General features: G+C 62.2%; 22 protein-coding genes. 21 read left to right on the top strand and 1 reads right to left on the bottom strand.

The window, feature by feature from the left end:
* Positions 1-62 precede the first annotated feature (62 nt).
* The 10 genes from H9S92_RS08170 (at position 63) to H9S92_RS08125 (ending at position 11,358) form a co-directional block, all read left to right on the top strand.
* Complete coding sequence (locus H9S92_RS08170; protein WP_187466220.1) at positions 63-1,214, top strand: acyl-CoA dehydrogenase family protein; 1,152 nt, start codon at positions 63-65, stop codon at positions 1,212-1,214.
* Complete coding sequence (locus tag H9S92_RS08165) at positions 1,211-2,785, top strand: amino acid adenylation domain-containing protein (protein ID WP_187466219.1); 1,575 nt, start codon at positions 1,211-1,213, stop codon at positions 2,783-2,785. The genes H9S92_RS08170 and H9S92_RS08165 overlap by 4 nt, the downstream gene beginning before the upstream one ends.
* A 24-nt stretch (positions 2,786-2,809) precedes the next feature.
* Complete coding sequence (locus tag H9S92_RS08160; RefSeq protein ID WP_187466218.1) at positions 2,810-3,052, top strand: acyl carrier protein; 243 nt, start codon at positions 2,810-2,812, stop codon at positions 3,050-3,052.
* Positions 3,053-3,073: 21 nt separating this feature from the next.
* The gene (locus tag H9S92_RS08155; RefSeq protein WP_187466217.1) at positions 3,074-6,226 is read left to right on the top strand and encodes a non-ribosomal peptide synthetase; all 3,153 of its coding nucleotides are present in this window, start codon (positions 3,074-3,076) and stop codon (positions 6,224-6,226) included.
* Positions 6,227-7,603: a nucleotide disphospho-sugar-binding domain-containing protein gene (locus H9S92_RS08150; protein WP_187466216.1), complete on the top strand. Its 1,377-nt coding sequence runs from the start codon at positions 6,227-6,229 to the stop codon at positions 7,601-7,603.
* Entirely contained in the window at positions 7,600-8,352 is a 753-nt protein-coding gene (locus tag H9S92_RS08145) for an FkbM family methyltransferase (protein ID WP_187466215.1), read from the top strand. The genes H9S92_RS08150 and H9S92_RS08145 overlap by 4 nt, the downstream gene beginning before the upstream one ends.
* 15 nt (positions 8,353-8,367) lie before the next feature.
* The gene (locus tag H9S92_RS08140; protein WP_187466214.1) at positions 8,368-9,246 is read left to right on the top strand and encodes an alpha-1,2-fucosyltransferase; all 879 of its coding nucleotides are present in this window, start codon (positions 8,368-8,370) and stop codon (positions 9,244-9,246) included.
* A gap of 112 nt (positions 9,247-9,358) precedes the next feature.
* Positions 9,359-10,462: a non-hydrolyzing UDP-N-acetylglucosamine 2-epimerase gene (gene wecB / locus H9S92_RS08135; RefSeq protein WP_222936024.1), complete on the top strand. Its 1,104-nt coding sequence runs from the start codon at positions 9,359-9,361 to the stop codon at positions 10,460-10,462.
* Between the two features lie 117 nt (positions 10,463-10,579).
* Positions 10,580-10,792 carry a hypothetical protein gene (locus H9S92_RS08130; protein ID WP_187466213.1) on the top strand — a complete coding sequence of 71 codons (213 nt, stop codon included), beginning with the start codon at positions 10,580-10,582 and terminating at the stop codon, positions 10,790-10,792.
* A gap of 155 nt (positions 10,793-10,947) precedes the next feature.
* The gene (locus H9S92_RS08125; protein WP_187466212.1) at positions 10,948-11,358 is read left to right on the top strand and encodes a type II toxin-antitoxin system VapC family toxin; all 411 of its coding nucleotides are present in this window, start codon (positions 10,948-10,950) and stop codon (positions 11,356-11,358) included.
* A 34-nt stretch (positions 11,359-11,392) separates the two neighbouring features.
* Here the strand turns inward: H9S92_RS08125 and H9S92_RS08120 are convergent, their stop codons facing one another.
* On the bottom strand, positions 11,393-12,499 hold the full coding sequence (locus H9S92_RS08120; protein WP_187466211.1) for an acyltransferase family protein: 1,107 nt from the start codon (positions 12,497-12,499) through the stop codon (positions 11,393-11,395).
* A gap of 142 nt (positions 12,500-12,641) precedes the next feature.
* Here H9S92_RS08120 and gmd point away from each other — a divergent pair, with 142 nt between their 5' ends.
* The 11 genes from gmd to H9S92_RS08065 all read left to right on the top strand — a co-directional run bounded on the left by gmd (position 12,642) and on the right by H9S92_RS08065 (position 25,658).
* Positions 12,642-13,757, top strand: a complete 1,116-nt coding sequence (gene gmd, locus H9S92_RS08115; protein WP_187466210.1) for a GDP-mannose 4,6-dehydratase — start codon at positions 12,642-12,644, stop codon at positions 13,755-13,757.
* A 204-nt stretch (positions 13,758-13,961) separates the two neighbouring features.
* Positions 13,962-14,894, top strand: coding sequence for a GDP-L-fucose synthase (fcl, locus tag H9S92_RS08110; RefSeq protein WP_187466209.1), 933 nt, complete (start codon positions 13,962-13,964; stop codon positions 14,892-14,894).
* Between the two features lie 66 nt (positions 14,895-14,960).
* On the top strand, positions 14,961-16,010 hold the full coding sequence (locus H9S92_RS08105; protein ID WP_187466208.1) for a hypothetical protein: 1,050 nt from the start codon (positions 14,961-14,963) through the stop codon (positions 16,008-16,010).
* Positions 16,011-16,013: 3 nt separating this feature from the next.
* Positions 16,014-17,228: a glycosyltransferase family protein gene (locus tag H9S92_RS08100; protein ID WP_187466207.1), complete on the top strand. Its 1,215-nt coding sequence runs from the start codon at positions 16,014-16,016 to the stop codon at positions 17,226-17,228.
* 1 nt (position 17,229) lies between these two features.
* Positions 17,230-18,363: a glycosyltransferase family 4 protein gene (locus H9S92_RS08095; RefSeq protein ID WP_187466206.1), complete on the top strand. Its 1,134-nt coding sequence runs from the start codon at positions 17,230-17,232 to the stop codon at positions 18,361-18,363.
* Between the two features lie 446 nt (positions 18,364-18,809).
* Positions 18,810-20,450 carry a cytidylyltransferase domain-containing protein gene (locus H9S92_RS08090; RefSeq protein WP_187466205.1) on the top strand — a complete coding sequence of 547 codons (1,641 nt, stop codon included), beginning with the start codon at positions 18,810-18,812 and terminating at the stop codon, positions 20,448-20,450.
* The gene (locus tag H9S92_RS08085; protein WP_187466204.1) at positions 20,447-21,505 is read left to right on the top strand and encodes an N-acetylneuraminate synthase family protein; all 1,059 of its coding nucleotides are present in this window, start codon (positions 20,447-20,449) and stop codon (positions 21,503-21,505) included. Before H9S92_RS08090 ends, H9S92_RS08085 begins: the two co-directional genes overlap by 4 nt.
* Positions 21,505-22,665, top strand: coding sequence for a polysaccharide pyruvyl transferase family protein (locus H9S92_RS08080; RefSeq protein ID WP_187466203.1), 1,161 nt, complete (start codon positions 21,505-21,507; stop codon positions 22,663-22,665). Before H9S92_RS08085 ends, H9S92_RS08080 begins: the two co-directional genes overlap by 1 nt.
* Positions 22,666-22,825: 160 nt before the next feature.
* The gene (locus H9S92_RS08075) at positions 22,826-23,536 is read left to right on the top strand and encodes an FkbM family methyltransferase (protein WP_187466202.1); all 711 of its coding nucleotides are present in this window, start codon (positions 22,826-22,828) and stop codon (positions 23,534-23,536) included.
* An 11-nt stretch (positions 23,537-23,547) separates the two neighbouring features.
* The gene (locus H9S92_RS08070; RefSeq protein WP_187466201.1) at positions 23,548-24,810 is read left to right on the top strand and encodes a glycosyltransferase; all 1,263 of its coding nucleotides are present in this window, start codon (positions 23,548-23,550) and stop codon (positions 24,808-24,810) included.
* Positions 24,807-25,658 carry a glycosyltransferase family 2 protein gene (locus tag H9S92_RS08065; protein ID WP_187466200.1) on the top strand — a complete coding sequence of 284 codons (852 nt, stop codon included), beginning with the start codon at positions 24,807-24,809 and terminating at the stop codon, positions 25,656-25,658. The genes H9S92_RS08070 and H9S92_RS08065 overlap by 4 nt, the downstream gene beginning before the upstream one ends.
* The last annotated feature ends 210 nt before the right edge of the window (positions 25,659-25,868 follow it).

Raw genomic sequence — 25,868 nt, 5'->3', positions numbered from 1 at the left:
CGTGTACCTTGGTGGGCCGTAGGAAAGCAATTTCCTACGGCCCACCCCAATCCCCCCACTGCATGGATTTCTCCTGGCCCGAAGCTTACCTGACTTACCAGCAATCGGTCACCGACTTTGCCACCGCCGAGCTTGGCGCGCAACACCTGAATAACGATGCACAGCAGCAGTTTCCGCGCCAGGACTGGGAGCGCTGTGCCGCCTTTGGCATCCAGGCCCTGGCCCTTCCAGCGGCCTACGGCGGACCACTGGAGAAGGTCGACTTCCTGCGCGCCATCCTGGCCATGGAGGCCCTCGGCCGGGGTTGTGCCGACAACGGTTTGGCCTTCGCCCTCAACGCCCAGATGTGGACGGTGATGACGCCCATCCTGCACTTCGGCAATGCCGCCCAGAAGGAACGCTACCTGCCCGCCATGGCCCAGGGGCGCAGCATCGGGGCCCACGCCCTGACGGAACCCGACGCGGGCTCCGACGTGATGAGCATGCAGCTCTCCGCCCGCAAGACCGACACTGGCTACGTCCTCAACGGCACCAAAGCCCTCATCACCCTGGGCCCCATTGCCGACGTCGTCCTGGTCTTTGCCAACGCCCGGCCCGAACGCGGCAGCTGGGGCATCTCGGCCTTTCTGGTGGAGCGCGGAACGCCGGGCTTCAGCAGCAGCGAGAAGATGAGCAAGATGGGCATGCGGTCCATCCCCTTCGGGTCCCTCACCTTTACCGATTGCCACGTGCCGGCCAGCAGCCTGCTGGGCACGGAGGGGCTGGGCTTCTCCATCATGAACCACTCTCTGGAGTACGACCGCTGCGCCATCCTCGCCTCCCAGCTCGGGGCCATGGAGCGGCAGTTGGAAACGGCCATCGCCTTCGCCCGCCAGCGCAAGCAGTTTGGGCAGGCCATCGGCGGCTTTCAGGCCGTCAGCCACCGCATCGCCGATATGAAGCTCCGCCTGGAAACCTCCCGCCTCCTCCTCTACAAAACGGCCTGGCTCAAACAACAGGGCAAAGCCGCCCGCCTCGAAGCGGCCCTGCTCAAACTCCAGCTCAGCGAAGCCTTCGTGGCCTCCAGCCTCGATGCCATCCGCACCCACGGCGGCGCGGGCTACCTTCACGACTACGGCGTCGAAAAAGACCTGCGCGATGCCGTTGGCGGCGTGCTGTACGCCGGCACTTCCGACATCCAGCGCAACATCATCGCCAAACTCCTCGGGCTTTGATCTATCTCCTGCCGCATACCATCCTGGCTTCCGCCGACCGTGACCCCACGCAGGAGGCTTTTCGCTGTGCGGGCGCGGCACTGACCTACGCCGAGCTGGTGCAGCGGGCGGACCAGTTGGCCACGGTATTGTACGACTTTGGCGTCCGGCGGGGCGACCGCGTCGGCATCTTCCTCGGCCGTTCCTTAGAAACGGCGGTGGCCATCTTCGGCATCCTGCGCTGCGGCGCGGTTTACGTCCCCCTCAACCCCAAGGCCCCCGAAAGCCAAAACCACTTCCTCCTGCAAGACTGTGGCATCCGCATCCTCGTCACGCACCCTTCCCAACGCCGCAGTCTACTGAAGCTGTTGGGGGCGCGGCCGCAGGTGCAGGGCATCGTTGGAATGAGCGAGGTGGAGGACTACCCAGCCGTGGATTGGCCCACGGTTTTCGCTGCTCCTCCCGCCACTTTTGCCGTTCCCCGCCAGGTGGAAACCGACCTGGCTTACCTCATCTATACTTCCGGCTCGACGGGCCAACCCAAGGGCATCATGCACAGCCACGCCAGCGGATTGGCCTTCGTGCGCAACGCTGCGGCCCGCTACGCCTTTGGCCCTCAAGACCGCTTCGGCAACCACGCGCCCATCTATTTCGATATCTCCCAACTGGCCTATTTCGGCGCTCCGCTCGTGGGCGCCACCGCCGTACTGGCCACTGATGCCCACACCGTCCTGCCCGCCAGCCTGGGGCGGCTCTTCGGCGAAGAACGGCTGACGGTCTGGTACTCCGTTCCCCTGGCCATAACCCAGCTCCTCAACGCCGGGGCACTGGCTGGCCAAGACCTCACTTCCCTCCGCTACCTCTTTTACGCCGGCGAGCCCCTCGCCCCCCGCTACGCCCGGCAGCTGGCTGAATTGCTCCCGACTACCCGCATCGCCAACTGGTACGGCCCGGCCGAAACCAACGTCTGCACCGTCTACGACCTCCCCGGTCCGCCCCAAGACGACGCGTCCATCCCCATCGGAGAGGTGTGGGACAATACCGAACGCCTGATTGTCGACGACCAAGACCAGCCCGTCGCAACGGGCAACAGCGGGGAACTCCTCATCCGCGCCACCACCAACATGCTCGGCTACTGGAACCAAGTGGAGTTGAGCACGCGGGCCTGGTACACCCACGTTACCCAGGGAGGATCCACGGAGCGTTTTTACCGGACGGGCGACCTCGTTCGGGAAGACCCCGTTGGCGTCCTCCACTTCCTGGGCCGCCGCGACCATCAGGTGAAAATCCGGGGCTACCGCGTAGAACTCAGTGCACTCGAAGCCCACTTGCTGACCCATCCGGCCGTAGCGGAAGCGGCGGCGGTGACCGTCCAGCGCCAGGCCGATGCCCTCAGCATTGTCGTGGCCGTCATCCTCCGGGCCGGCGACGAAGCCACCGTGCAAGACCTCCAAGAGCACCTCGCCGCCGCCTTCCCCTGGTACGCCCTCCCCGAAAGCCTGTACCTTCGGGAATCTTTCCCCCGCACCGGATCCGACAAAATTGACCGCCCGGCGCTCCAATCTCTCCTGGCGGACCAAGTCCCCTCCTGAACCGACCATCCCAAGCGATCCAACATGGAACAAACCATCATCGACTACATCAAAAACGAGATCCACGCCGGAGACCAAAGCCTGGACATTGACCCCGAGGACGACCTCCTGGGCAGTGGACTGCTCGGCTCCATGGAAATGATGCGCCTCGTCGAACACCTGGAAAACACCTTCCACTTCCGGGTCCAACCCCAGGATATGGCCATCGAAAACTTCCTGACCGTGGCTGCAATGGCCCGTTACGTAAGCGCTGCCCGCAGAGCCTAAGGAACCCAAACGCTGACCACCATGCCTAGCCAATCGTCCAACGCCGACCGTTATCCCCTCACCCGGACCCAAACCTGGGTATGGACCGGCCAACGCCTGCTGCCCGGTAGTCCGCTCAACAACATGGCGTTCGCCTTCACCTGGCGGCGCGCCATTGACCCGGAACTTTTTCGCCAAGCCTGCCAGGCGCTGGTGGAGCGCTTCGATGCCCTGCACCTGGTGTTCGGGGAACGCGACGGAGAACCCGAGCAGACCTTCGCGGTGCCACCGTCCGCTGCCTTAAGCTACTTCGATTGCTCCGCCGCCGCCGACCCCGCCGGGCTACTGGCCACCTGGCTGGACGAACGTTGCCAGCGCGTGTTCTCGCCCGGGGAGCACCTCTTCGACCTCGCCCTGCTGAAGGTGGCCGAAGATCACTACGTTTGGTACTTCAACCAGCACCACCTCATCACCGACGGCTGGAGCCTGGCCTTGCAATTCCGCTACGTCGAGGCCGCCTACGCTGCACTGGCCGCTGGCTTGCCTCTTCCGGAGGGGGACTTCTCCAGCTTCCGCCGTTACCTGGAAGCGGATGCGCTGGCAGCAACAACGCCGGAGCGGGAAAAAACCACGGCCTACTGGGCGGAAAAAGCCCGGGAACTCCCCACGCCCCCCTTGTTGTTCGGCCGGGGCAACCCCGAGCGGGCCAGCCGCACCCTCCGCTACCTCCGTACGCTGGACGCGGCGACGATGGCCCGCCTCGACGCAGTCTGTGCTACGCCGGAGGTGCGCAATTGGTCGGTGGACCTGGCCCGCTACACCGTTTTTGCCACCGTCCTCTTCGCCCTCCTCCACCGGATCAGCGGCGGCGCACGGCCCTGCATCGGCGTTCCCGCCCACCACCGACTGAGTGCGGCCGACAAAAAGACGCCCGGCCTGCTGATGGAGCTCTTTCCCCAGAGCGTGCAGATCAGTCCGGAAGACACCTTCGCCAGCCTCTTGGCCAAAGTCCGGGCCGAAACCATGGAATGGCTGCGCTACGCCAAGCCGGGCACGAGTTCTGCGCAGCTCAACCAGCGCTTCAACGTACTTTTCAACTACCTCAACCAGGCGTTGGTGGGGGAGGGGGACCCCGCGCTGGAGGCCGAATGGCTGCACCCTGGCCACACCGAGCCCGGGCACCACCTCAAATTTCAGGTTTTCGACTTCGAGGGGAAAGGACGGCTGGACCTCTGCTTTGATTGCAACGATGCCATCATCGACCCGGCCTTGCAGCGCTTGCTCCCGCAGCAGTACCTGGATTTGCTGGAGGATTTCCTGGCCGACCGCTCCTTGCCGGTCAACTTCCCCAGCACCTGCGGCCGCGCCCTGCTCGATACTTTTAATCCCGTCGACCCCAGCCTGCTCGGGGAAGACACGGTGCTCGATTTTTTCTACGCCAGCGTTGATTACCACCCTGCTCGCACCGCCGTGGTGGCCGAAGCGACGTCCCTCACTTTTGCGGCCCTCGACGAGCGCTCCAACCGCCTGGCCAACTACCTGCTGGCCCTCCAGCTGCCGCCCGAAACGCCGGTGGCCATCTGCCTGGACCGCTCGGTGGAGATGATGGTGGGCCTGCTCGGCATCCTCAAGGCGGGGGCGGCTTACGTGCCCATTGACCCCACCTACCCTGCCCTGCGCATCCGCTACCTCCTGGAAGATACCGCCGCCCCGGTCTTGCTCACCCAGGAACGCTACGCGGCGACCCTGCGCCCGCTGCACGAGGGTGAACTGGTCTTGCTCGATGCCGCTCCGCCGGTTTTTGCCGACCATCCGGCGGGCCGCCCCATTCTCCGGCCCGGCCCGGACCAACTCATGTACATCATCCATACTTCGGGATCGACGGGCCAGCCGAAGGGCGTGCGCAACCGCTACCGGGGGGTGATGAACCGCCTCAGATTCGGCCTCCGGGCCTTCCCCGTATCGGCGGACTCCGACGTGCTGCTGCAAAAAACGACCTACTGTTTCGACGTCTCCATCTGGGAACTTTTCTGGCCCTTGATGACGGGCATGAAGCTGGTATTTGCCAAACCCGAGGGGCACAAAGACAACCAATACCTCGCTGCCCTCATCCGGCGCGAAGGCATCACGATCGCCCATTTTGTGCCGCCCATGCTGGAGGCTTTTCTGGGCGGGCCGCTGGAATTGCCGAGCCTTCGCCGCGTTTTTTGCAGTGGCGAAGCGCTGACGCCGCACCAGGTGAACCTCTTCCGCTCGCGGCTCCCGGGCGTAGAACTCCACAACCTCTACGGCCCCACGGAAGCCTCCATTGAGGTGACGCACTGGCGGGCTCCCGCGGCGGGGCCGGCGCTAACGCAAGTCCCCATCGGGCGGCCCCTGCCCAACGTTCCGCTCTACATTCTGGGGCCCGACGGGGTGCGCTGCGAGCCGGGGGTGCCGGGAGAGCTCCACATCGGCGGCCTGCAGGTGGCCCTCGGTTACCACGGCAAGCCGGAGCTGACGGCCGAGAAATTCGTCCGGGTAGCCATCGACGGCCGGGGCACGCCCCAGCGCCTATACCGCACGGGCGACCTGGCACGGTGGCTGCCCGACGGCAACATTGATTTCCTGGGGCGGATCGATTCCCAGATCAAACTACGCGGCTTCCGGGTGGAACTCGGGGAAATCGAAGCGGTTTTGCTCACGCTGCCGGGGGTGACGCGGGCCCAGGTGCTGGCCCGGCAGGAAGGGCACGACGCCTACCTGGTAGCTTACGTAGTGGCGGACGATTTTTCTGCCGACGGGGCCCAGGCCTTCCTGGCCGAGCGACTGCCCGCCTACATGGTGCCGGGGCACTACATGGTCCTGGCCGACTTCCCCTTGAACAGCAACGGCAAAATTGACCGCGCCGCCTTGCCCGCGCCGGTGTTGGTTGGTGGGGCTGGCGAGGCCACCGCTCCGGCCAACGAATTAGAAGGCATCATCCTCCAGCTCTGGCGGGACACCCTGGGGCTGGAAGACATTGGTGTAACGACGAGTTTTCATGACCTGGGGGGGCACTCCCTGTCGGCCATCCGCCTGATCAACCAAATCAACGATGCCCTGGAGCTTGACTTGCCCGCCAACACCATTTTCCGTTTCCCGACGGTGCGCAGCTTGGCGGCCCACACCGAGGCCGTCATCCGCAGCCTGCTGGATGCCATGAACGAAGAATAGATGGCGCAGTTGTTGATCGTCACCACCGGTCTTACGGGCATTCTCCACGCCAGCCTGGCCCTTGCGGATCGCCTGACGGCGGCGGGGCACGGGGTGGTGCTGGCCGCTCCGCGTCCGGTGGGGGAAAGGGTAGAAACCGAGGGTTTTGTCTTTGAGGAGTTGCCTTTCATCTCCACGGATCCGGCCCCGTCACTACCAGCGGGCCTGGGCAAAGTGGGCAGAATCTGGTGGCGCTTCCGGCAGCGCCGGCAGCGGCGCAGGATGGCCCTGGAGCGCTACCGCCCCCGCGCCTTTCAATCCTTGGTGGAACGACTGCGCCCCGACCTGGTTTTGATCGACATTGAGCTGCACGAATACATTTTTGCCGCCTACGGGCTGGGCCAGAAATTTGCTTTACTGAGCCAGTGGTACTCCCTTTGGCGACAGCCGGGTTTGCCTTATTTGCTGACCGACGTCATTCCAGGGCGGGGGGGCGAACGCGGGAGCCCGGCCGGCATTGCAGCCCACTGGGAGCGGGTGCGGCGGCAGCGACAGTGGATGTTTCGCCGCATGGCCTGGCGCAGTTTTGGCACCGACCGCCGCAGCGTCCTGCTGGCCCTGGCGCGGGAAAATGGCTTCCCGCCGGCCTACATCCGGGAAAACTGGTGGCCGGGAGTGTTCAGCTACGCGAGACTGCCGGTGCTGACGATGACGCCCTACGAGATGGAGTTTCCGCACGTCCCCCGGCCGGGTCTGCATTACGTTGGGCCAATGGTCTACGCAAAGCGGTGGGAAGCCGATGCGTGGAGTGGGCGCGGCCGCAGGTGCAGTGACTTGCTGGAGGAGCAGGCGAAGTCGGGCCGCAAGCTCATCCTCTGCACCATCAGCACCCTTTCCGGTGGCGATGCGGCTTTCCTCCGGCGCTTGGTGGCGGCGGTGGCGGTTCGGAGGAACTGGACGCTATTCCTCGGCTTGGGCGGTACTTTTGATCCCGCTGCGCTGGGGGAATTGCCGGAGCAAGTCCACACTTTTACTTACGTCCCCCAGCTGCGGGTGCTGCGGCAGGCCGATCTTTCCATCAACCACGGGGGCATCCACACCATCCACGAGTGTTTGCACTGTGGGGTGCCCATGCTGGTGTATTCCGGCAAACAATCGGACCAACCGGGCTGCGCCGCCCGTGTCCATTACCACGGCGTTGGCTTGCTGGCGGATAAGGACGTGGACGACGCTGGGGCCATTGCCCGCAACATCGCGACGGTGCTGGAAGACCCCGCCTACCGGCAACGGGTGCTGGCCATGCGCCAGTCTTGCCAGGCCTACGCCACTGCCCAAACGCTCGAGAAACGCGTGGCCGAATGGCTGCAAATGCCCACCGAACAAGTCATCCGACCATGATCAAAGCCTTCCTCAAAAAACTGCGCCGCCGCCTGTTGCGCAAGCCCTACCTCCGGGACCCTCGCTTCCCCGCCTACTGGTTCGCCAGGGTGCTGGGGGGGCACCCGGCCCAGATCGTCCAGATCGGCAGCAACGACGGTAAGACGGGCGACCCCCTCTACCCCTTGTTCCAACGCTACCCCGCCTGGCGCGGCCTGCTGGTGGAGCCACTGCCGGCCACTTTCGCCCGCCTCCAGGAAAACTACCCCGACCGGGAACGCTTCCAACTCGCCAACGTCGCCATCAACGACGGCACTGCGCTGCCCTTTTACTACGTAGACCCCCGGGCCAAGACCGACTTGCCCGACCTGCCCTACTGGTACGAACAACTGGGCTCCTTCTACCGCGGCCACATCGAAAAGGAACTCGACGGCGTCTTGACCCCTTACGTCCGCACCACCACGGTGGAGGGCATTACGCTGGCCGACTTACTGGCGCGGCACAATATTGCGGGCATCGACCTGCTCCACATCGACACCGAGGGCTACGATTGGAAAATTCTCGGGCAACTGGACCTGAGCCGCTACGCCCCCACTTTCATCCTTTACGAAGCCCAGCACCTGGCGGCGGAAGAACTGGCGGCCGCGGCGGCCTTTCTGGCCCCCCAATACCGCGTCTTCCAAACCAGTATTGACCACCTGGCCGTCCACCGCAAGCTGGGCGAAAAACTCCTCGGGGAAATGGCCGCGCGAATGCCAGCCGTCGAGTAAACCACTTAAGACCACATGATCCTGATCAGACTAAAAGGCGGCATGGGGAACCAGATGTTCCAGTACGCCCTGGGCAAACAGTTGGCCCGGCAGCTGGGGACGGAATTGAAATTCGACCTCACCAACCTGCTCTACCGCAACAACCCGCCGGGTTTCGTGTACCGGGATTATGACCTGGACGTTTTCCGGGTGGAGGCGGATTTCCTCCAGCCGCCAGCCTTGCTGCGGACCGTCTTTAACCTCCGAAACCGCTACTTGAGCCTGGGCCTGCGCTACGTTTACCTGCGCAAGCAAGCGGTGTACAAAGAGCCGCATTTCCACTTCGACGCCTCGGTGCTGGCGGCTCCGCAGGAGGGCGTCATTTACAACGGTTGGTGGCAGAGCCCCCGTTACTTTGCCGGGGTGGAGGACGAAATCCGGCGCGACTTTCAGTTCAGTCGGCCGCTCTTGCCGGAGTCGGAAGCCCTGCTGGCGCGGATCAGGGAGAGCAATTCGATTTGCCTGAACGTGCGCCGCACCGACTTTTTGCAGGACGCCATTCTCAACGCCACCAACCGCGAGTACTTCCTGCGGGCGGCCGACCACCTGGGGCGCACGCTTAGTGAACCCCGCTTTTTCATCTTTTCCGATGATGTGGCGTGGTGCCGGGAAAATATTGTGCTGGACTTCCCGACCGAGGTGGTGGGGCACGAGCACAAGGGCTGGAAATTTGGCAACTACCTGCGCCTGATGCAGGCCTGCCGCCACTTCATCATCCCGAACAGTTCCTTCGCCTGGTGGGCGGCCTGGCTCAACGTGGGTCCGGAGAAAACCGTCGTTGCCCCGGCCAACTGGTTTACCGACCCCAGTATCGATACTTCGGATCTGGTGCCCGCCACGTGGCTGCGGATGTAGGAATTGTTGCGGAGGGCGCGGTCGCAGGTGCAGGGAAAAGTGAAGGAGCAAGGTTGGGCCAAAGCCCGGGCTGGCTGGCCGTGGAAAGCAGGACTGTCCCTACCTTTGTCCGATGATTAAGATCCTATCCGTTGTCGGTGCCCGGCCGAACTTCATGAAAGTAGCTCCGCTGCACCGCGCCTTCGTGGCTTCGGGCCAGATTGACAGCCGCATTGTCCACACCGGCCAGCACTACGATGCGAAGATGAGCGACATCTTCTTCAACCAACTCGGTTTGCCGGAGCCACACTTTCACCTGGGCGTGGGGGGGGGGAGCCATACTTACCAGAAGGCCAACGTGATGTTGAAATTCGAGGAGGTCTTGCTGGCCGAGCAACCCGATCTGGTCTTGGTGGTGGGCGACGTAAACGCCACGACGGCTACCACGCTGGTAGCGGTGAAGATGGGCATCCCCGTAGCCCACGTGGAGGCGGGCCTGCGGAGTGGGGACCGGACGATGCCCGAGGAAGTCAACCGCGTAGTGACCGACGCCATTTGCCAGTACCACTTCGTCACGGAACACAGCGGCCTGGTCAACCTGGCCCGGGAAAATACCCTGAGCCGGGGCATCCACCTGGTGGGCAACGTGATGATCGATTCTTTGATCCACTTCCGGGAAAAAGCCGCGCAGGAGAAAGTCCTGGAGGGCCTCGGGCTGGCAGCAAAATCTTACCTCCTGACGACGATGCACCGGCCGCACAACGTAGACGGTGCCGAGGGGCTGGGGGCGATACTGGATATTTTGCGGCGCAGTGCCCGTCGCCTGCCCGTCGTCTTTCCCATGCACCCGCGGACGCGCAATAATTTTGCGCATTTTGGCCTGCTGGATGAAGTGTTGGCCATTGAAAACCTCCACCTTTTGGAGCCGCAGGGCTATCTGCAATTTTTGCAGCTCATGGACAATGCGCGCCTGATTGTGACGGATTCCGGCGGCATCCAGGAAGAGACGACCTACCTGCAGGTCCCCTGCCTCACCTTCCGCGACACGACCGAGCGGCCGATCACGGTGGAGCTGGGCACGAACCTGCTGCTGGCCGATCTGCACCCCGATACCGTCTTGGCCGAGATCGACAACATCCTGGCCGGCCGCGCCAAAACCGGCATCATTCCACCCCTCTGGGATGGGCGGGCTGCAGAGCGGATCCGGGATATTTTGCTGGCGGAGTTGGGGGCTTGAGCCCGAAACTGCGGGCGAGTAATCACCCGCTTGGGCTGAGCTACGATGAGCGATTAGACAAGCGAAGAGTGGGTAAGCAACCGTTCGCTATCTTTAGTCGTTGATAAAGGAAAAGTCATGACGGCATTAGTGGAACAAGTGCTGACCAACATCAAGCTCTTACAAAAAGAGGAACTTGAGTTGATCTTGGACGAAATAAAAGAACGTTTGCGCAGGCAGCGCCGGATGGAAGAAGCCTTACAGGCCTTTGTCGGGGCGGGCAAGGGTTTTTGGGGCGGCGATGCTCAAGCATACGTAAATGAACTTCGCTCGGAAGAAAGGTCCTTCTAAGAGCTTGTCTAAATTTTTACTTCCTGATAACCAAGCACTTATGAACCTGGCGTCACAAAAAATGACTTACGTAGCCCACTATGCGCGCAATTTTTTGTCTAGCCAGAACCATAAGTCATTGATTATCAGTTCTTAAAAATTTTAGACAAGCTCTAATGAAAATCTTTATCGACACGGCTCCATTCATCTATCTGATAGAGGAGCACCCCGATTTTGCTGAGAAGGTAAAAGCATACTTTATTGATCGATTTAAATCGGGGGATGAGTTTGTAACGAGTGTGGTTACGCTATCGGAATTTTCCGTCAAACCTATCCGGGATCAGCGTTTAGAGATCATCGTTCAGCTCAAGGATTTCATCGAACACACTGGAATCGATGTTCTCCCGATTTCGCTTATCCGGGCTGAATTGGCCGCCAAACTACGTGGCAAATACCAAAGTCTTAAGGGAATGGATGCCTTTCAGGTTGCCGTAGCGATTGACGAAGGCTGTGAAAAATTCCTGACGAATGACAAGGACCTGGTAAAGTTGGATGAGCTCGAAGTGGTGTTGGTTGCTGAGTTGTAATTATTCATCAGTTCCACTTAAAGCGAAGCCTCCGCTACGCCCCCGGCAAAAAACGGCGGTACAGCCCATTTTTCACCCACCGCGTTGCCTTGGTCTCAAAGAAAAGCCCGACGGCCAAACTGAGGAGGTTGGAGAGCAGAAAACCCGCCAGCAGCAGCGTCCACGGCGTGAAAAAATCCCCCAGGTGGCTGCGTAGGAAATCGTAAACGGTGTAGTGGAGGAGGTAGAGGGTGTAGGAAAAAGCGGCGTTGGTGCGTACCGCGCTGGCCAGCCGGCGGGGCCAGGTGGTATGTTGAAAGTAGGCCAGTAAGGTCATTACGGCCCCGGTGGCGGCGAAGGCCAAAATGACGTCGTATTCCTGCCCCGTTTCCCGGAAGCGCAGGGCCCCCAGAGCGGCAAATAGGAGTGCTCCGGCGAGGTAGCATTGAGGGCGTAATTTCTGGAGCTGGTGCCCCGCCAAGAGCAGATAAGCTACCGCACCGAACAGCCAGGTAACCATGAGGCCGTTGCCCTTTCCGCCCCAGAAATTGAAAGCGGGGATCACCAGCAGGGGCAGCAAAAGCAGCGCGTCGTACCAGCGCCTGCGGGCGGGGCGGAGCACCCGCAGCAGCAACCAGCCGAAGCAGAGGTAAATCCACCACTCTACGCTCAAGGTCCAGAAAGGGCGGCCGGAGCCAAAGCTGGTCAGGCGGCCCAGCAGCAGGCTGACGCCGGGAGCATCCTGGAGCATGAGCAGGTTGCCCACGAAGGTTTTTGGGTTGTAGCCTGCGCCGTATTGGTAGGTTGCGGCGTTGAGGTAGATGCTCCAGCTATCGATCAAGAAAACCAGCACCAGGGCGGGAACGAAGGCGGTATAAATGCGGCTGAAGCGGTCGATGAAGAAGTGGCTAAATCCGTAACCCGGCGTGCGTACCAGCTTCCCCGCTGTAGAGTAGGTGATGAGGAAACCCGAGAGGATGAAGAACAGGAGGACGGCAAAATTTTGCACGACGAAAATTCCGGGGTCCGTTTCCAGGTTCATCAGGCCACAGAAGAAAAGGCCGTGGCCAATAACGACGGCCTGGGCACTGAGCCCGCGGAGGAGGTCGAGCCAAAGGGATCCGCCGGCGGATAATTTGAAAGCTTGCGGTTGTTCCTTCATTTTTTTGCGGCGGCGGGCCAGTCTCCAAAGGTAAGCAGTGGCAAGGAAAGTGACCGCAGACATCCGCCGGGCAGCAATACGTTTGGCCCACTTGCTTCCGCTGGCCCGCCGAAATGCGCTACCTTCGCAAAAAAAATCTTGTATGTCTAAGCGCGCCCTCATTACCGGCGTCACCGGCCAGGATGGTGCCTACCTTTCGGAACTGCTGTTGCAGAAAGGCTACGAAGTCCACGGCATCAAACGCCGCTCCTCCCTGTTCAACACCGACCGCATTGACCACCTCTACCAGGACCCCCACGTCGATAACCGCAACTTCGTCTTACACTACGGCGACTTGACGGACTCCACCAACCTGGTCCGCATCGTCCAGGAAGTCCAGCCCGACGAAATCTACAACCTCGGCGCGATGAGCCACGTGAAGGTCAGTTTCGATATGCCGGAGTACGCCGCCGACACCGACGGCATCGGCACGACCCGCCTGCTGGAAGCCATCCGCCTGCTGGGCCTGACGGAGAAAACCCGCTTTTACCAGGCGTCCACCAGCGAACTGTACGGCAAGGTGCAGGAAGTCCCCCAGCGGGAGACGACGCCCTTTTATCCCCGCTCGCCCTACGCGGTGGCCAAGCTCTACGCCTACTGGATTACCGTGAACTACCGCGAAGCCTACGGGATGTTTGCCTGCAACGGCATCTTGTTCAACCACGAGTCCCCCTTGCGCGGGGAGACTTTCGTGACCCGCAAGATCACCCGCGCGGTGGCCAAAATCAGCCTTGGTCTCCAAAACAAACTTTACCTCGGCAACCTCGACGCCGAACGCGACTGGGGCCACGCCAAAGACTACGTCGAAGGCATGTGGCGCATCCTGCAACACGACGTGGCGGAAGACTTCGTCTTGGCCACCGGCGTGACCACCCGCGTGCGGGAATTCGTGGTGATGAGCTTCCGCGAGGTGGGGGTGGAACTGGATTGGCAGGGCAAGGGAGTGCACGAAGTAGGGCGGATTGCCTCCGTGGCCGACCCCGCTTTCCCGCTTCCCGTTGGCACCGCCGTAGTGGCGGTAGACCCGGCCTACTTCCGGCCTACCGAGGTCGACTTGCTCCTGGGCGACCCCAAGAAGGCCCAGCAGCAACTGGGCTGGAAGGCGACCTACACCCTGGCGGAAATGTGTGCGGAGATGGTCCGGGCCGACGTAGAGATTTTCCGGAAGCACCAGTTGCTGAAGGAGGCGGGGTTTGTGGTGCGGGAGCAGTATGAGTAGGTTTTTTGAGCTTCGCTCCTGTTTTGAACCACTAAGAACACGAAGAGGGACTAAGATTTAGTCCCTTTTGCCCCTCTTCGTGTCCTTAGTGGTTTAAAAATGGTGGAGCCGTTGTACGGCGACCCAATTCCTTCTTCGGCGTACCACGCCTCAACCATCTCTTAGTGGTTCAAAAAAAGGGAGCGAAGCTTCCCAAAAAAGACAATGAACAAAACAGATAAAATTTACATCGCTGGCCACCGCGGCATGGTCGGCTCCGCCATTCAACGCAAGCTCGAAGCTGAGGGCTACACCTACCTCATTACCCGCAGCAGCCGCGAGCTCGACCTGCGCGACCAGCGCCTCGTCAACCGCTTCTTCGCCGAGGAGCGCCCGGCCTACGTCTTTCTGGCCGCCGCCAAGGTGGGGGGCATCCTGGCCAACAACACTTACCGCGGCGAATTCCTCTACGATAACCTCATGATCGAGGCCAACATCATCGAGGCCGCCCGGCAGTACGGGGTGCAGAAACTGCTCTTTCTCGGTTCCTCCTGCATCTACCCCAAGCTGGCCCCCCAGCCCCTGACGGAGGACGCCCTGCTGACCGGACTGCTGGAGCCCACCAACGAGCCCTACGCCATCGCCAAAATTGCCGGCATCAAACTCTGCGATGCCTACCGCCACCAGTATGGCTGCGATTTCATCTCGGCGATGCCCACCAACCTCTACGGGCCCAACGACAACTACGACCTCGAGCGCAGCCACGTCTTGCCCGCCCTCATCCGCAAGTTCCACACCGCCAAGAAAGAAGGTGCCGCCGAAGTCGTCATGTGGGGCACTGGCTCACCCCTTCGGGAATTCCTCCACGCTGACGACCTGGCCGAAGCCTGCGTCTACCTCATGAACCACTACAGCGAGGCTGGCTTCGTCAACATCGGCACGGGCGAAGACCTCTCCATCCTCGCCCTCGCGGAGATGGTAAAAGACATCGTCGGCTACCCCGGGGAAATCACCCACGACTTATCCAAGCCCGACGGCACCCCCCGCAAACTGATGAACGTCAGTAAAATCCACGCCCTCGGCTGGAAGCACCGCATTGACCTCCGCACCGGCATCGAGGCCGTCTACGCCAGCCTGGCGGGAGAAGAATGGTACTGAGCAGCGCGACTTTGAGCGGGAAAATATTTTCTTCCACTCCCCAACCTGACGTTACCTCTCTTTCCCATGGCATTCGCCCACGTTTTCGTTACCCACGCCATTCTCCAGGAACGCCTGACGGACGCCATCATCCGGCAGGAGAACCTTGACCCAGCCACCGTCTTGGTCATCCGCAGCCGGGGCAGCTACCGCGCGGGGGATACCGCCGCTTACCCCATCCGCAACGGAGAGGAATACCTGGCTGCCAACGGCCGCAACCTCCTCCGCCACCGCCGCACCAACCGCCGCCGCTACGCCCACTTTAAGGCGGAGGTACTGGACCAAGTGGCGCCCGATTTCCAGGTCTACGCCCCGATGTATACTTACTGGTACATCAACGTCCTGGCCCACCACGCAGCCGCCTACCACGTGCTGGAAGACGGGTTTGGCAGCTACCAGTCGCGCGAAGAGCTGGGCTTTTACTTCAATTTCTTGCGGGTGGAGGGCTGGAGGCAACAGCTCCGGGCCTGGCAAGCGCGCACGACGATGGTGCCCGGGCAGCGGCTGAACGTGGGCCGCACCATTGCCCTGCTCGACGGCGTAGGGCGCTGCTACAGCACGCTCCCCGGCTGCTTCCCCTGGGCCGCGCCGGAAAAACGCGTGGTGGTCCGGGAAGTCTTTCCTCCCCAGTTCGTGGGTGAATACACCGGTGCCTATGTGCTGGGGACTTCCTGCCTCGTGGAATCCGGTTACATTGCCCTGCCGGTGTACCTGACTTTGCTCCGGACGGTGCTCACCAAGATCGTCGCGCGCGGCATCACGGTGTTGTACGTAAAACTGCACCCCGTCCAGGCCCGCCACCCGGAGAATGCCCCGCAGTACCGCGCCGTGCTGGCCGAGTTTAGGGACCAAATCGAGCTGCGGGAATTGCCCCAAACGACGAGCATTGAATCCCTGGCCGCCGGCAACCGGATCACCTTCATCACCGGCATCAGCACCCTGGCCTTCCACGTTGCGGCTACGGGATCGGAGGTGTTGCACTACCACGCCGACATCCTGCGGCTGGCCCCCGGCGCTACGGATTACCTGGCCAAAACGGGCGTTGAAATCTATTACCGCATCGCCCGCCCCCTCTGAGACATGCCGACGCTCTTCCTCACCCAACGCTTCCCGCCCCACGCCGGGCCCGCCGCGCGCCGGCTGCGGCACCTCGCCGAATACTTCGCGCGGGAGGGGAAGCTTTTCGTCATTTGCCGGGGCGCGGCGCGCGAGCCCTTGCCGTTCGTAGCTGCTACCTACGCCATTGCAGCCAACGACCTCCGCAATTGGCTGGGTAAAGACGGGCAAACCCTGGGCAGCGCTACCCGCCGCAAGCCTTTGTACCGTTTTCTGTTGCCCCTCCGGCAGGCCTTCCCTTTCGTGTATTTTACCGACGACGGGGGGGCGGACTACCGGCGGAAGGCCCTCGCCCTGGCCCGACAGCTCATCCGCGAGGAAGGCATCGATACCGTCTTTTCTTCGTACCAGCCCTGGACGGATCACCTCGTGGCCCGGCAGCTGAAGCGGGAGTTTCCCCACCTGCGCTGGGTGGCCGATTTCCGCGACCTGCCGGTGGATCTGGTTCGCGCCGACGTCTGGTGGCCAGCCCTGCAACGCCGCTGGGGGGGGCGGGTGCTGAAGTTGGCCGACGTGGTCTGGACCGTTTCCGAGGGGCAACGGGCGCAGCTGGCGGGCTGGCACCCCCGCATCCAGGTGTTTCGCAACGCCCTTTTGGGCTTGCCGCCGGCGACTACGGCACCCCGAACCGTGCACTTCACCATCGTCTACACGGGCAGTTTGTACGCGGGTTTGCAGTCGGCCGCACCCCTGGCTGAAGCCCTGGCGGATTTGCTGGCGGCGGGGGAGATCCCGGCCCGCCACCTGCGCCTGCTCTACCGGGGCAAAGACGCCGATTTGTTCCGGGAGTGGATGCGGGAGCTGCCGGCGGAGTGCCTCGATATTCAGACTTCCATTGCACCTGCGGCCGCGCAAAAAATGCAACAATCCGCTACGCTTTTACTGCTGCTCAGCTGGTCGGCACCTGGCTATTACGGCGTGCTGACGGCCAAATTGTGGGATTATCTGGCCAGTGGCCGACCCATTCTGGCCCTCGTCAATGGCCCCGACGACCCCGAATTGCGGGGCATTATTGCGGGCGCGGCCGCAGGTGCCGTGTTCCCGACGGAAGAGCAAGGGGAGGTCCGGCAATGGTTGCTCGACCGCTACCGGGCCTGGCTCCCAACGCAGACCCTGGAATGGTCTGCCAACCCCCATTTCCTGCGCCAATTTCTCGACGCAGGGCCGCTGGCACCGTAAATTGCCCCCTCAAGTACTGCCCATCGAACGCTCCGCCCCCCCAACCATTGCGCTGGTGGCCAATACGGCCTGGAACCTCTGGAACTTTCGCCGGGGCATCATCGAAGCATTGCTGGCCGAGGGGCACCGCGTCATTTTGCTGGCCCCCGATGGCCCGGCCCGCGCCGCCCTGGAAGCTACGGGCGCGCAATTCATCGCCTTACAGCGCTTGCGCCGCAGTGGCCTCAACCCCCTCCAAGACCTGGCCCTGACCCGCGAACTGGCGCAGCACTACCGCCGGGAGGGGGTGGCGGCAGTGCTGCACTACACCATCAAGCCCGTCATTTTCGGCTCCATCGCCGCCCGGCGCAACGGGGTGCGAAGCATCAATACGCTGACGGGGCTGGGCTACACCTTTCTGGCCGGCGGGGCAACGGCCTGGATCGTCAGGCACTTGTACCGCTGGGCCCTGCGCGGCAGCACGCGGGTATTTTTTCATAATCCCGACGACCGCGACCTGTTTTTACAAGCGGGCCTGGTGACGGGGGAGCAAGCAGGCGTGGTGCCAGGCTCCGGTGTGCGGGTGGCCGACTTCCCGCTGGTGCCTTACGCGCAGGCCGCAGCGGGGCATTTTCTCTTCGTCGGGCGCCTGCTCGCGGATAAGGGCATCCGGGAGTACGTGGCGGCGGCGCGGCTGGTGCGACGGGAGCGTCCGGACCTGGTCTTCGACGTTTTGGGCCCGCTTGACGGCGAAAACCCCACGGGCATCAGTGCGGCGGAGCTGGAAGGCTGGATCGGGGAGGGCGTCATCCGTTACGCCGGGGCGACGACTGACGTGCGGCCGCACCTGGCGCGGGCGGCGGTGGTCGTCTTGCCTTCGTACCGGGAGGGTTGTCCGCGGGTCCTCCTGGAAGCGGGGGCAACGGGCCGGGCCTTGATTGGGGCGGACGTGGCAGGCGTGCGGGAGGTCGTTTTGCCGGGCGTCAATGGTTGGCTCGTGCCCGCGCGAGATGCCGCGGCGCTGGCAGCAGCCTGCCTGGCGGCAGCGGACCCGGCTGCGGATCTGCCCGGATTGGGCGTGCGGAGTCGGGAACTGGTGCTGAGCGTTTTTGCCGAAGAGCGGGTCATTGCCCACTACCGGGAGGCGCTGGCCTGACGGATCCGGACCTCTGGTCCGGCTGGCTCTTTTAGCCCATGGAGTAACATGGAGTGAGGCATGGAGTTGCTTGGAGTTTTGTGAGGTCAAGACGTTTTACGTCGCAGCAGACCGGATCCGGACCTCTAATCCGGTGATTTTTTAGCCCATGGAGTAACATGGAGTGAGGCATGGAGTTGCTTGGAGTTTTGTGAGGTCAAGGCGTTTTACGTCGCAGCAGACCGGATCCGGACCTCTGGTCCGGTGATTTTTTAGCCCATGGAGTAACATGGAGTGAGGCATGGAGTTGCTTGGAGTTTTGTGAGGTCAAGGCGTTTTACGTCGCAGCAGACCGGATCCGCACCTCTGGTCGGGCCCTTGGCAATTTGGTTTTTTGGGGCGTGGATCGGCGTTTCTTACGGCCAATGGATGCTTGGCCATCCGCTGGCACGTACTACCTTTACCCAATGAACCCCCGCATCCTCATCGTCATCCCCGCCCGGGGAGGGTCCAAAGGCATTCCGCGAAAAAACCTGCGGACTTTGGGCGGCAAGCCCCTGTTGTACTACACCATTCGCATGGCCAAGGGCAGTCGCCACGGGGCGGAAGTGGTGGTGAGTTCCGAAGACGAAGAAATCCGGATGGTGGCCCGCAAGCTGGGGGCGGGCGTCATCGAAAGAGACCCTTCGCTGAGCCAGGATGCGACTACGCTCGACAGCGTCATTTACGATGCCACGGTGCAGGCCGAAGCCAATTGCGGACAGCCCTACGACCTGGTCATCACGGCCCAGCCGACCTCCCCGCTCCTGCAAACGGCGACCCTTGATGCGGCCATCGACCGGATGTTGGCCAACCCTACTATTGATACCCTCATCAGTGCCGTTGACGACCGCCACCTGTCCTGGGAAGAACGAGATGGGAAGCTGGTGCCGGCTTACACCGCGCGCCTCAACCGCCAATACCTGCCGCCGCGGTACCGCGAGACGGGGGGCTTTTTCATCGCCCGCCGCCGGGTGGTGACGCCAACTTCCCGCTTCGGGGCGGAGGTGGCCGTCTTCGCCATTTCCGACCGGGAAAGCATCGACGTGGACACTTTTGCCGACTGGGCCCTGTGCGAATACTACCTGCGCCGGAAGCGTATTGCGTTGGTCACGGCGGGCTATCCGGCCATTGGCCTGGGGCACGTCCATAACCTGCTCGCCATCGCCAGCGGTATTCTGGACCACGAACTGAACTTCGTCGTGGACGCCAACAGCCAGCTGGCGTTCTCGACGATCGCTGCCTACAACTACCCCGTGCGGATGAGTGCGCCCGGTGAGCTCGTCCGCTGCCTGGCCGAGTTGGCGCCCGACGTCATCATCAATGACCGCCTCGACACCACCGCAGCGGAAATGGCCGAGCTGAAGGCGCTGGGGGTGCCCCTGATCAACTTTGAAGACTTGGGCCCTGGGGCGCGTTACGCCGACCTGGTCATCAATGCCATGTATCCGGAACAAAAAGTATTGCTCAACCATTACTTCGGGCACCGCTACTTCTGCCTGCGACCGGAATTCCTGCTCACCGGAGAATCGGTCGTGACGCGCCCAGTGGTGCAGGACGTGCTGGTGACTTTTGGCGGGGTAGACCCGAACAACTTCACGCAGCGGGTGCTTGCCTTGATTTTGCCGGAATGCCGGCGGCGGGGCATCCGGGTAAAAGTCATTCTGGGCCGGGGCTACGCCGCCCGCGCGAGCCTGAAGGACTACACGGGGGAAATTGAGTTGCTGGATGACGTGCGGGATATGGCCGAGCACATGCTGGGGGCCGACCTGGCGTTTACCTCGGCGGGCCGGACGACCTTCGAAACCGCCGCACTGGGCTTACCCACCATCGTGCTGTGCCAGAACCCGCGTGAGACTACCCACTTCTTCGCCGGCCCCAACTACGGCTTCATCAACCTGGGCCTGGGGGCGGAGGCCGAGGATGGGGCCATTCTGGATGCCTTCCTGGGGCTGCTCGACTCCGCAGAGCAGCGCCGCCACCTGGGAGAATTGATGTTGGCCCAGGAAATCCGCACGGGCCTGGACCGCGTACTTCAATTGATTAAGCAAACCATCGACCAACCATGAGCCTAGCGCAATTTATCCGGACCAACGATCCCCGGGCAGCCGAGATCCGACGTCCTTTCGTCATCGCCGAGGCGGGCGTCAACCACGAAGGCTCCATGGAACTGGCCAAGCGCCTGATCGAAGAAGCAGCCGAGGGCGGAGCGGATGCGATAAAGTTTCAGTCGTACAAGGCCGACAAAATCGCCGCCCGCCACAGCCCCTCCTACTGGGATCTGAGTAAGGAACCCACCACCAGCCAGCACGCGCTGTTCCAGAAATACGACAAGTTCTGGAAGGAAGAATTCGAGGCCCTGAAAATCCACTGCGATGGGGTGGGTATCGAATTTTTATCGACCCCTTTTGATGTGGAAAGCGCCACCTTTCTCAACGACCTGATGGAGGTGTACAAAATCAGCAGTTCGGACCTGACCAACCACCCCTTCATTGAATTCATGTGTGATTTTGGCAAGCCCGTTTTGCTTTCGACGGGGGCGGCCAACTTGGATGAGGTCTTCGCGGCCGTCCAGCGCATCGAGGCGAAGGGCAACCCCTTGTGCCTGTTGCACTGCATCCTGAATTACCCCACCCCCGATGCATTGGCCAACCTGGGGATGATTCTCGACCTCCGGCAGCGCTTCCCCGGCCGCACCCTGGGTTACAGCGACCACACTTTACCGGGAGATATGTCGGTCCTGGAAACGGCCGTACTCCTGGGCGCACCGGTTCTGGAAAAACACTTCACCCACGATAAAAGCCTGCCGGGCAACGACCACTACCACGCCATGGACAAGGACGATCTGCGGGCCTTTCAGCGGCGGATGGACGTCCTTTTCTCCCGCCTGGGCAGTTTCCAGAAGCGTGCCTTGCCGGAGGAAGACATTTCCCGCCGCAACGCCCGCCGGAGCCTGGTCTTGCGCCGCGACGTGGCGGCGGGGGAGATACTGCGCTCCGACGACCTGACCTGGAAGCGCCCTGCCTTCGGGATATCGCCGCAGTTCCTCGGGGAGGTGGTGGGCCGCAAAGCCCGCGTTGCCCTGGCTGCTGATGCCATTCTTTACTGGAACCAACTCGAGTGATGCGCCCCTACTACGTAACCCTGACGGGCTCGCGGAACAACGCAGGCGACTTCCTCATCCGCCACCGCGGCCACGCCCTGCTGGCGGCCCACCGGCCCGACCGCGCTGTCGTTGACCTCGATGGCTGGAAAACTTTTACCGACGAAGACCTAGCGACCGTCAACGGTGCCGCTGCCCTGATCTTACTCGGTGGCCCTGCCCTCCGCAAAGACATGTACCCCAACGTCTATCCCCTGCGGGAAGACCTGCGGGAAATCACCGCACCCATTACCACGCTAGGCGCGGGGTGGCACGCCTACCCGGGGACCTGGGAAGACAGCCGCAACTACCGGTTTACCGACCAAACTTTGGCCTTGTTGCAACGCTGCGCGGCGGATGGGCTGGGCCTGAGTGTACGGGATTACCGCTCCTTGAACGCCCTGGATCGTGCTGGCATCCCCGGGGGCGTAATGACGGGCTGTCCGGCCCTCTACGTCCCGGAGCGCATCGGGACGCCCTTCGTGGGTCTACCGGCCGCGGGGCCCGGGCGGGTGGTGTTTTCACCGGGCGTTAATTTCGTGCAGAGCCCGGGATTAGCGAAACAGGCCAAAGACTTGTTGCTGCGCTTAGCTGCGCACTTCGGGCGGGAGCGGCTGACGGTTGCTTTTCACCATTCTGTGGAGCCTGCCGTGATTGCGGCGGTGTACGGTGACCGTCCGAACCCCTTCGTGACCCAGCACCGGGCCTTGGTGGATTGGTTGCAGGCGGAGGGCATTGCTTACGAAGACATCAGTGGCGGCGTAGATAAACTGTTGGCCCTGTACCAGGCGGCCGACTTTCACGTCGGCTACCGCGTACACGCCCACATCTGCATGAGCAGCCTGCGCAAGCCGAGTATTTTGCTGACCGAAGACGGTCGCGGGCGCGGGCTGAAAGACGTTCTGGGGGGCGTAATTCTGGACACCTACGCGTTCCGCTCGCCGGGCCTGCGTGATAAAATCCGGCGCAAACTGGGGCGGGGCAGTTTTGATCGCTTCGGGGCATTTGAAGGTCTGGCCGACGACGTCATCCGCATCTACGAATACGAACGGGCGCACGGCTGGCCGAGGCTGGGGGCGGTGGTTGGCCGGGTGGATGAGCAGCACCGGGCGATGAAAGGGTTTTTGCAGGGCTTGCCATGAGCGGAGAGGAAGTACGTGTTGGTCGGGGCGCAGTTCGCATCCGTGTGCTTACTCCCCAAACCCCGTAATTCCGCAGCAGAGCGCAGTTGGGCGGGAAGGCTTAACTTTGCCGCCGTTGGGGTCTTGCCGGATCATCCGGGGCCGAACCATGCCTTTGCCAATGTCCATCGCCAAAAAGATTCAGGATTTTCTCGCCGCACGCGGGCTGTACGTGCAGCTGAAGCCGCCCCACGAATTGCGGCGGCGGCGGGCCCTGCTGCGGCACCATGGCATTGAGATGGTGTTGGACGTGGGGGCGAATGTGGGGCAATACGGCGGAGAACTCCGGCAATTGGGCTACACGGGGACCATCCATTCCTTCGAGCCTACGGCCGCTGCTTTTGCGGCGTTACAGGCCGTTGCAGCTGGGGATCCGCAGTGGCAGGTCCACCAACTCGCCCTGGGGGCAGCCGCCGGGGTGGGGGAGATCAACGTATCGCAAAACAGCTACAGCAGCTCCCTCCGCGACTTGCTGCCCGAACACCTCGAGGGTGCGCCCGATAGCGTGTACGTGGCCAAGGAGACGATTCAACTGAGTACCGTTGACGAGCAATTCGCCGCCCTCCGGCTGGCGGGCAAAAAAACCTACCTGAAGATTGATACCCAGGGCTACGAGCGGGAGGTGCTCAAAGGCGCGCAGCAGAGCCTGGGGGATGTGCGGGCCATCCAGTTGGAAATTTCGCTGGTCCCGCTCTACGACCAGGGTCTCGGCCTGGAAGAATGTATGGCCTTGCTGACGGAGCGCGGCTTCCGCCTGGTGGGCCTCGAACCCGGCTTTTACCATTCCGACACCGGTGAGCAATTGCAGGTTGACGGCATTTTTGTGCGCTAATCCCCGATGACTTGAAGATCCTCCACCTCAACGGGACGAAACTTTTCAGCGGCGCGGGCCGGGGCGTGTTGTGGTTGCACCAGGGCCTGAGGAAGCTGGGCGTTGATAGCCAGGTGCTGAGCCAGGAAGCTTCGCCGGATGCGGAGGCGGGCATCCACTCCTTGATCGGCACGGACCGTCCTTCGTGGTTTAAACAGCGCATGCTGCCGCGCCTGGACCGTCTGCTGCTGCTCCGCTATCCCCTCAAAAACAAGCGCCTGTTTTCTCCGGGCGTGCTGGGCAACGACCTGGCGCAGCACCCTTTGGTAAAGGCGGCTGATATTGTCCACCTCCACTGGATCAACAACGGCATGCTCGGGGTCCGCAACATCGCCGCGCTCAACAAACCCCTGGTTTGGACGGTGCGGGACATGTGGCCCTTCACCGGTGGTTGCCATTACTCGCTCGATTGTACGAAATATACTACGGGCTGCGGGGCTTGTCCGGTACTGCAATCTGCGGCCGACCCCGACCTTTCTTCGCGGCGCTTGGCGGCCAAGCGGGCGGCTTTTGCAGCCCTGCCCATCCACTGGGCGCCGATCAGTCCGTGGATGGCCGACTGTCTGCGGCAATCTCCCGTCTACCACCCCGCCGGGCACGCCGTGCACCAGATTATGAACTGCGTCAATATGGACCTTTTCTTTCCGGAAGAAAAGCACCTGGCCCGCCAGCGCCTGGGCCTGCCCGACGATGGACGGAAGCTGGTCTTGAGCGGGGCCATCAACAGCGCCAACCCGTACAAAGGATTTGGGCAGTACCAGCGGGCCATGGAATTGCTGGGGGCGGAGGGACCGGACATTCACTACGTCTTTTTCGGGCGGGTGGACCCGGCGGCTTTGGCACCCCTGGCTGGCCGGTACACGGCACTCGGTTACGTGGAAGATGATGCTTACCTGCGGCTGGCCTACTCAGCAGCCGATGTGTTCGTGGCACCGTCCATCCAGGAGGCTTTTGGCAAAACGATTGTGGAGGCGATGGCCTGTGGCACGCCCGTCGTTTGTTTCAACGCTACGGGTACGGGGGCCTTGGTGGAGCACCTCGTGAGCGGCTACGCTGCCCCTCCCTTCGCCCCTGAAGGCCTCGCGGCGGGGGTTCGCCACATCTGTGCTTTGCCGCCCGCCGCGTACGCAGCGATGACCGCAGCGGCCCGGCAGCAGGCCACGGAACGCTTTTCGGCCACCGCCATTGCCGGGGAATACCGGGCTTTGTACCAGCAAATACTTTCCGCGCAATGAACGTCCCGCCCCGCATCTCCATCATCACCGTAGTCTACAACCGCCGCAGCACCCTGCCCCTCACCCTGGCCTCCGTCTTCGGCCAGACTTACCCCCACGTGGAGTACATCATCATTGATGGAGCCAGTACGGACGGGACGGTGGAGTACCTGGAACAATACCGCTCCCAACTCAGCTATTTCGCCAGCGCCCCCGACGCGGGCCTCTACGATGCGATGAACAAGGGGCTCGACCAGGCCACCGGCGACTTTTGCCTTTTCCTCAACGCGGGCGACGCCTTCTACGCGCCGGAGAGCCTGGCGGAGTTGGTGGCGGAGATTACGGAGCCCGACGTCTATTACTACGGCACGGCGGTGATGACCGACGGTAAGCACATCTTCCGGCTCAACCCCATGGCCCGCCCCGTGGGTCCCCTCTGCCCGGCACGAGGACTGCCCAATCACCAGGCCAGCCTCTTCCCCCGCGCCTTTTACCAAAACAACCGCTATGACCTCAGCTTCCGGATTGCGGCGGACGACGACTACAAGATCCGGGCCCTGCGCGCCTACCCCAACCAGCACATTCCCAGCCTGACGGTCATCTTCGAACTTGGGGGCCTTTCGCGGGACCTTTCCCGGTTTCGGTCCGTGCGCCAGCGCTGGCAGGATGCCTGGGCCCTGCAACGTAAGCACTTTCCGGGGAACTACGCGCGGGCCTGGCGGACGGTGAAGTTTGTGCTCAAGTCATTTGGGCTCTTTGCGTTGCAGAAAGTGACGGGTTTTCACTGGAAGTATGAATGGTATTTTAATAAGTTCCAGCGGATTCCGGAAGGGGAGGAGGGGAAGTACCGGAGTTATTTTGCGGGGTAAGGGGGCGTTTTTTTAGCCCAAGGAGTTGCATGGAGTTAAGCATGGAGTTACTTGGAGTATTTTTTATTTCTTGATCTTTCCAAAAATCTCGGGCCTAGCGGATCTCCCCCGTAGCGGGCGCTTGGGTAGCGTCGGGTGGAGCCCGACGTTTTCGATAAAAGCGACAGTTAAATCAAATATCCAATATCGTCTATCAAATTTTGGCGCATG

Origin of the sequence: Neolewinella lacunae, from assembly GCF_014349155.1 — a bacterium.
Classification (GTDB): domain Bacteria; phylum Bacteroidota; class Bacteroidia; order Chitinophagales; family Saprospiraceae; genus Neolewinella; species Neolewinella lacunae.
This window is presented reverse-complemented; position numbering and strand designations above follow the sequence as displayed.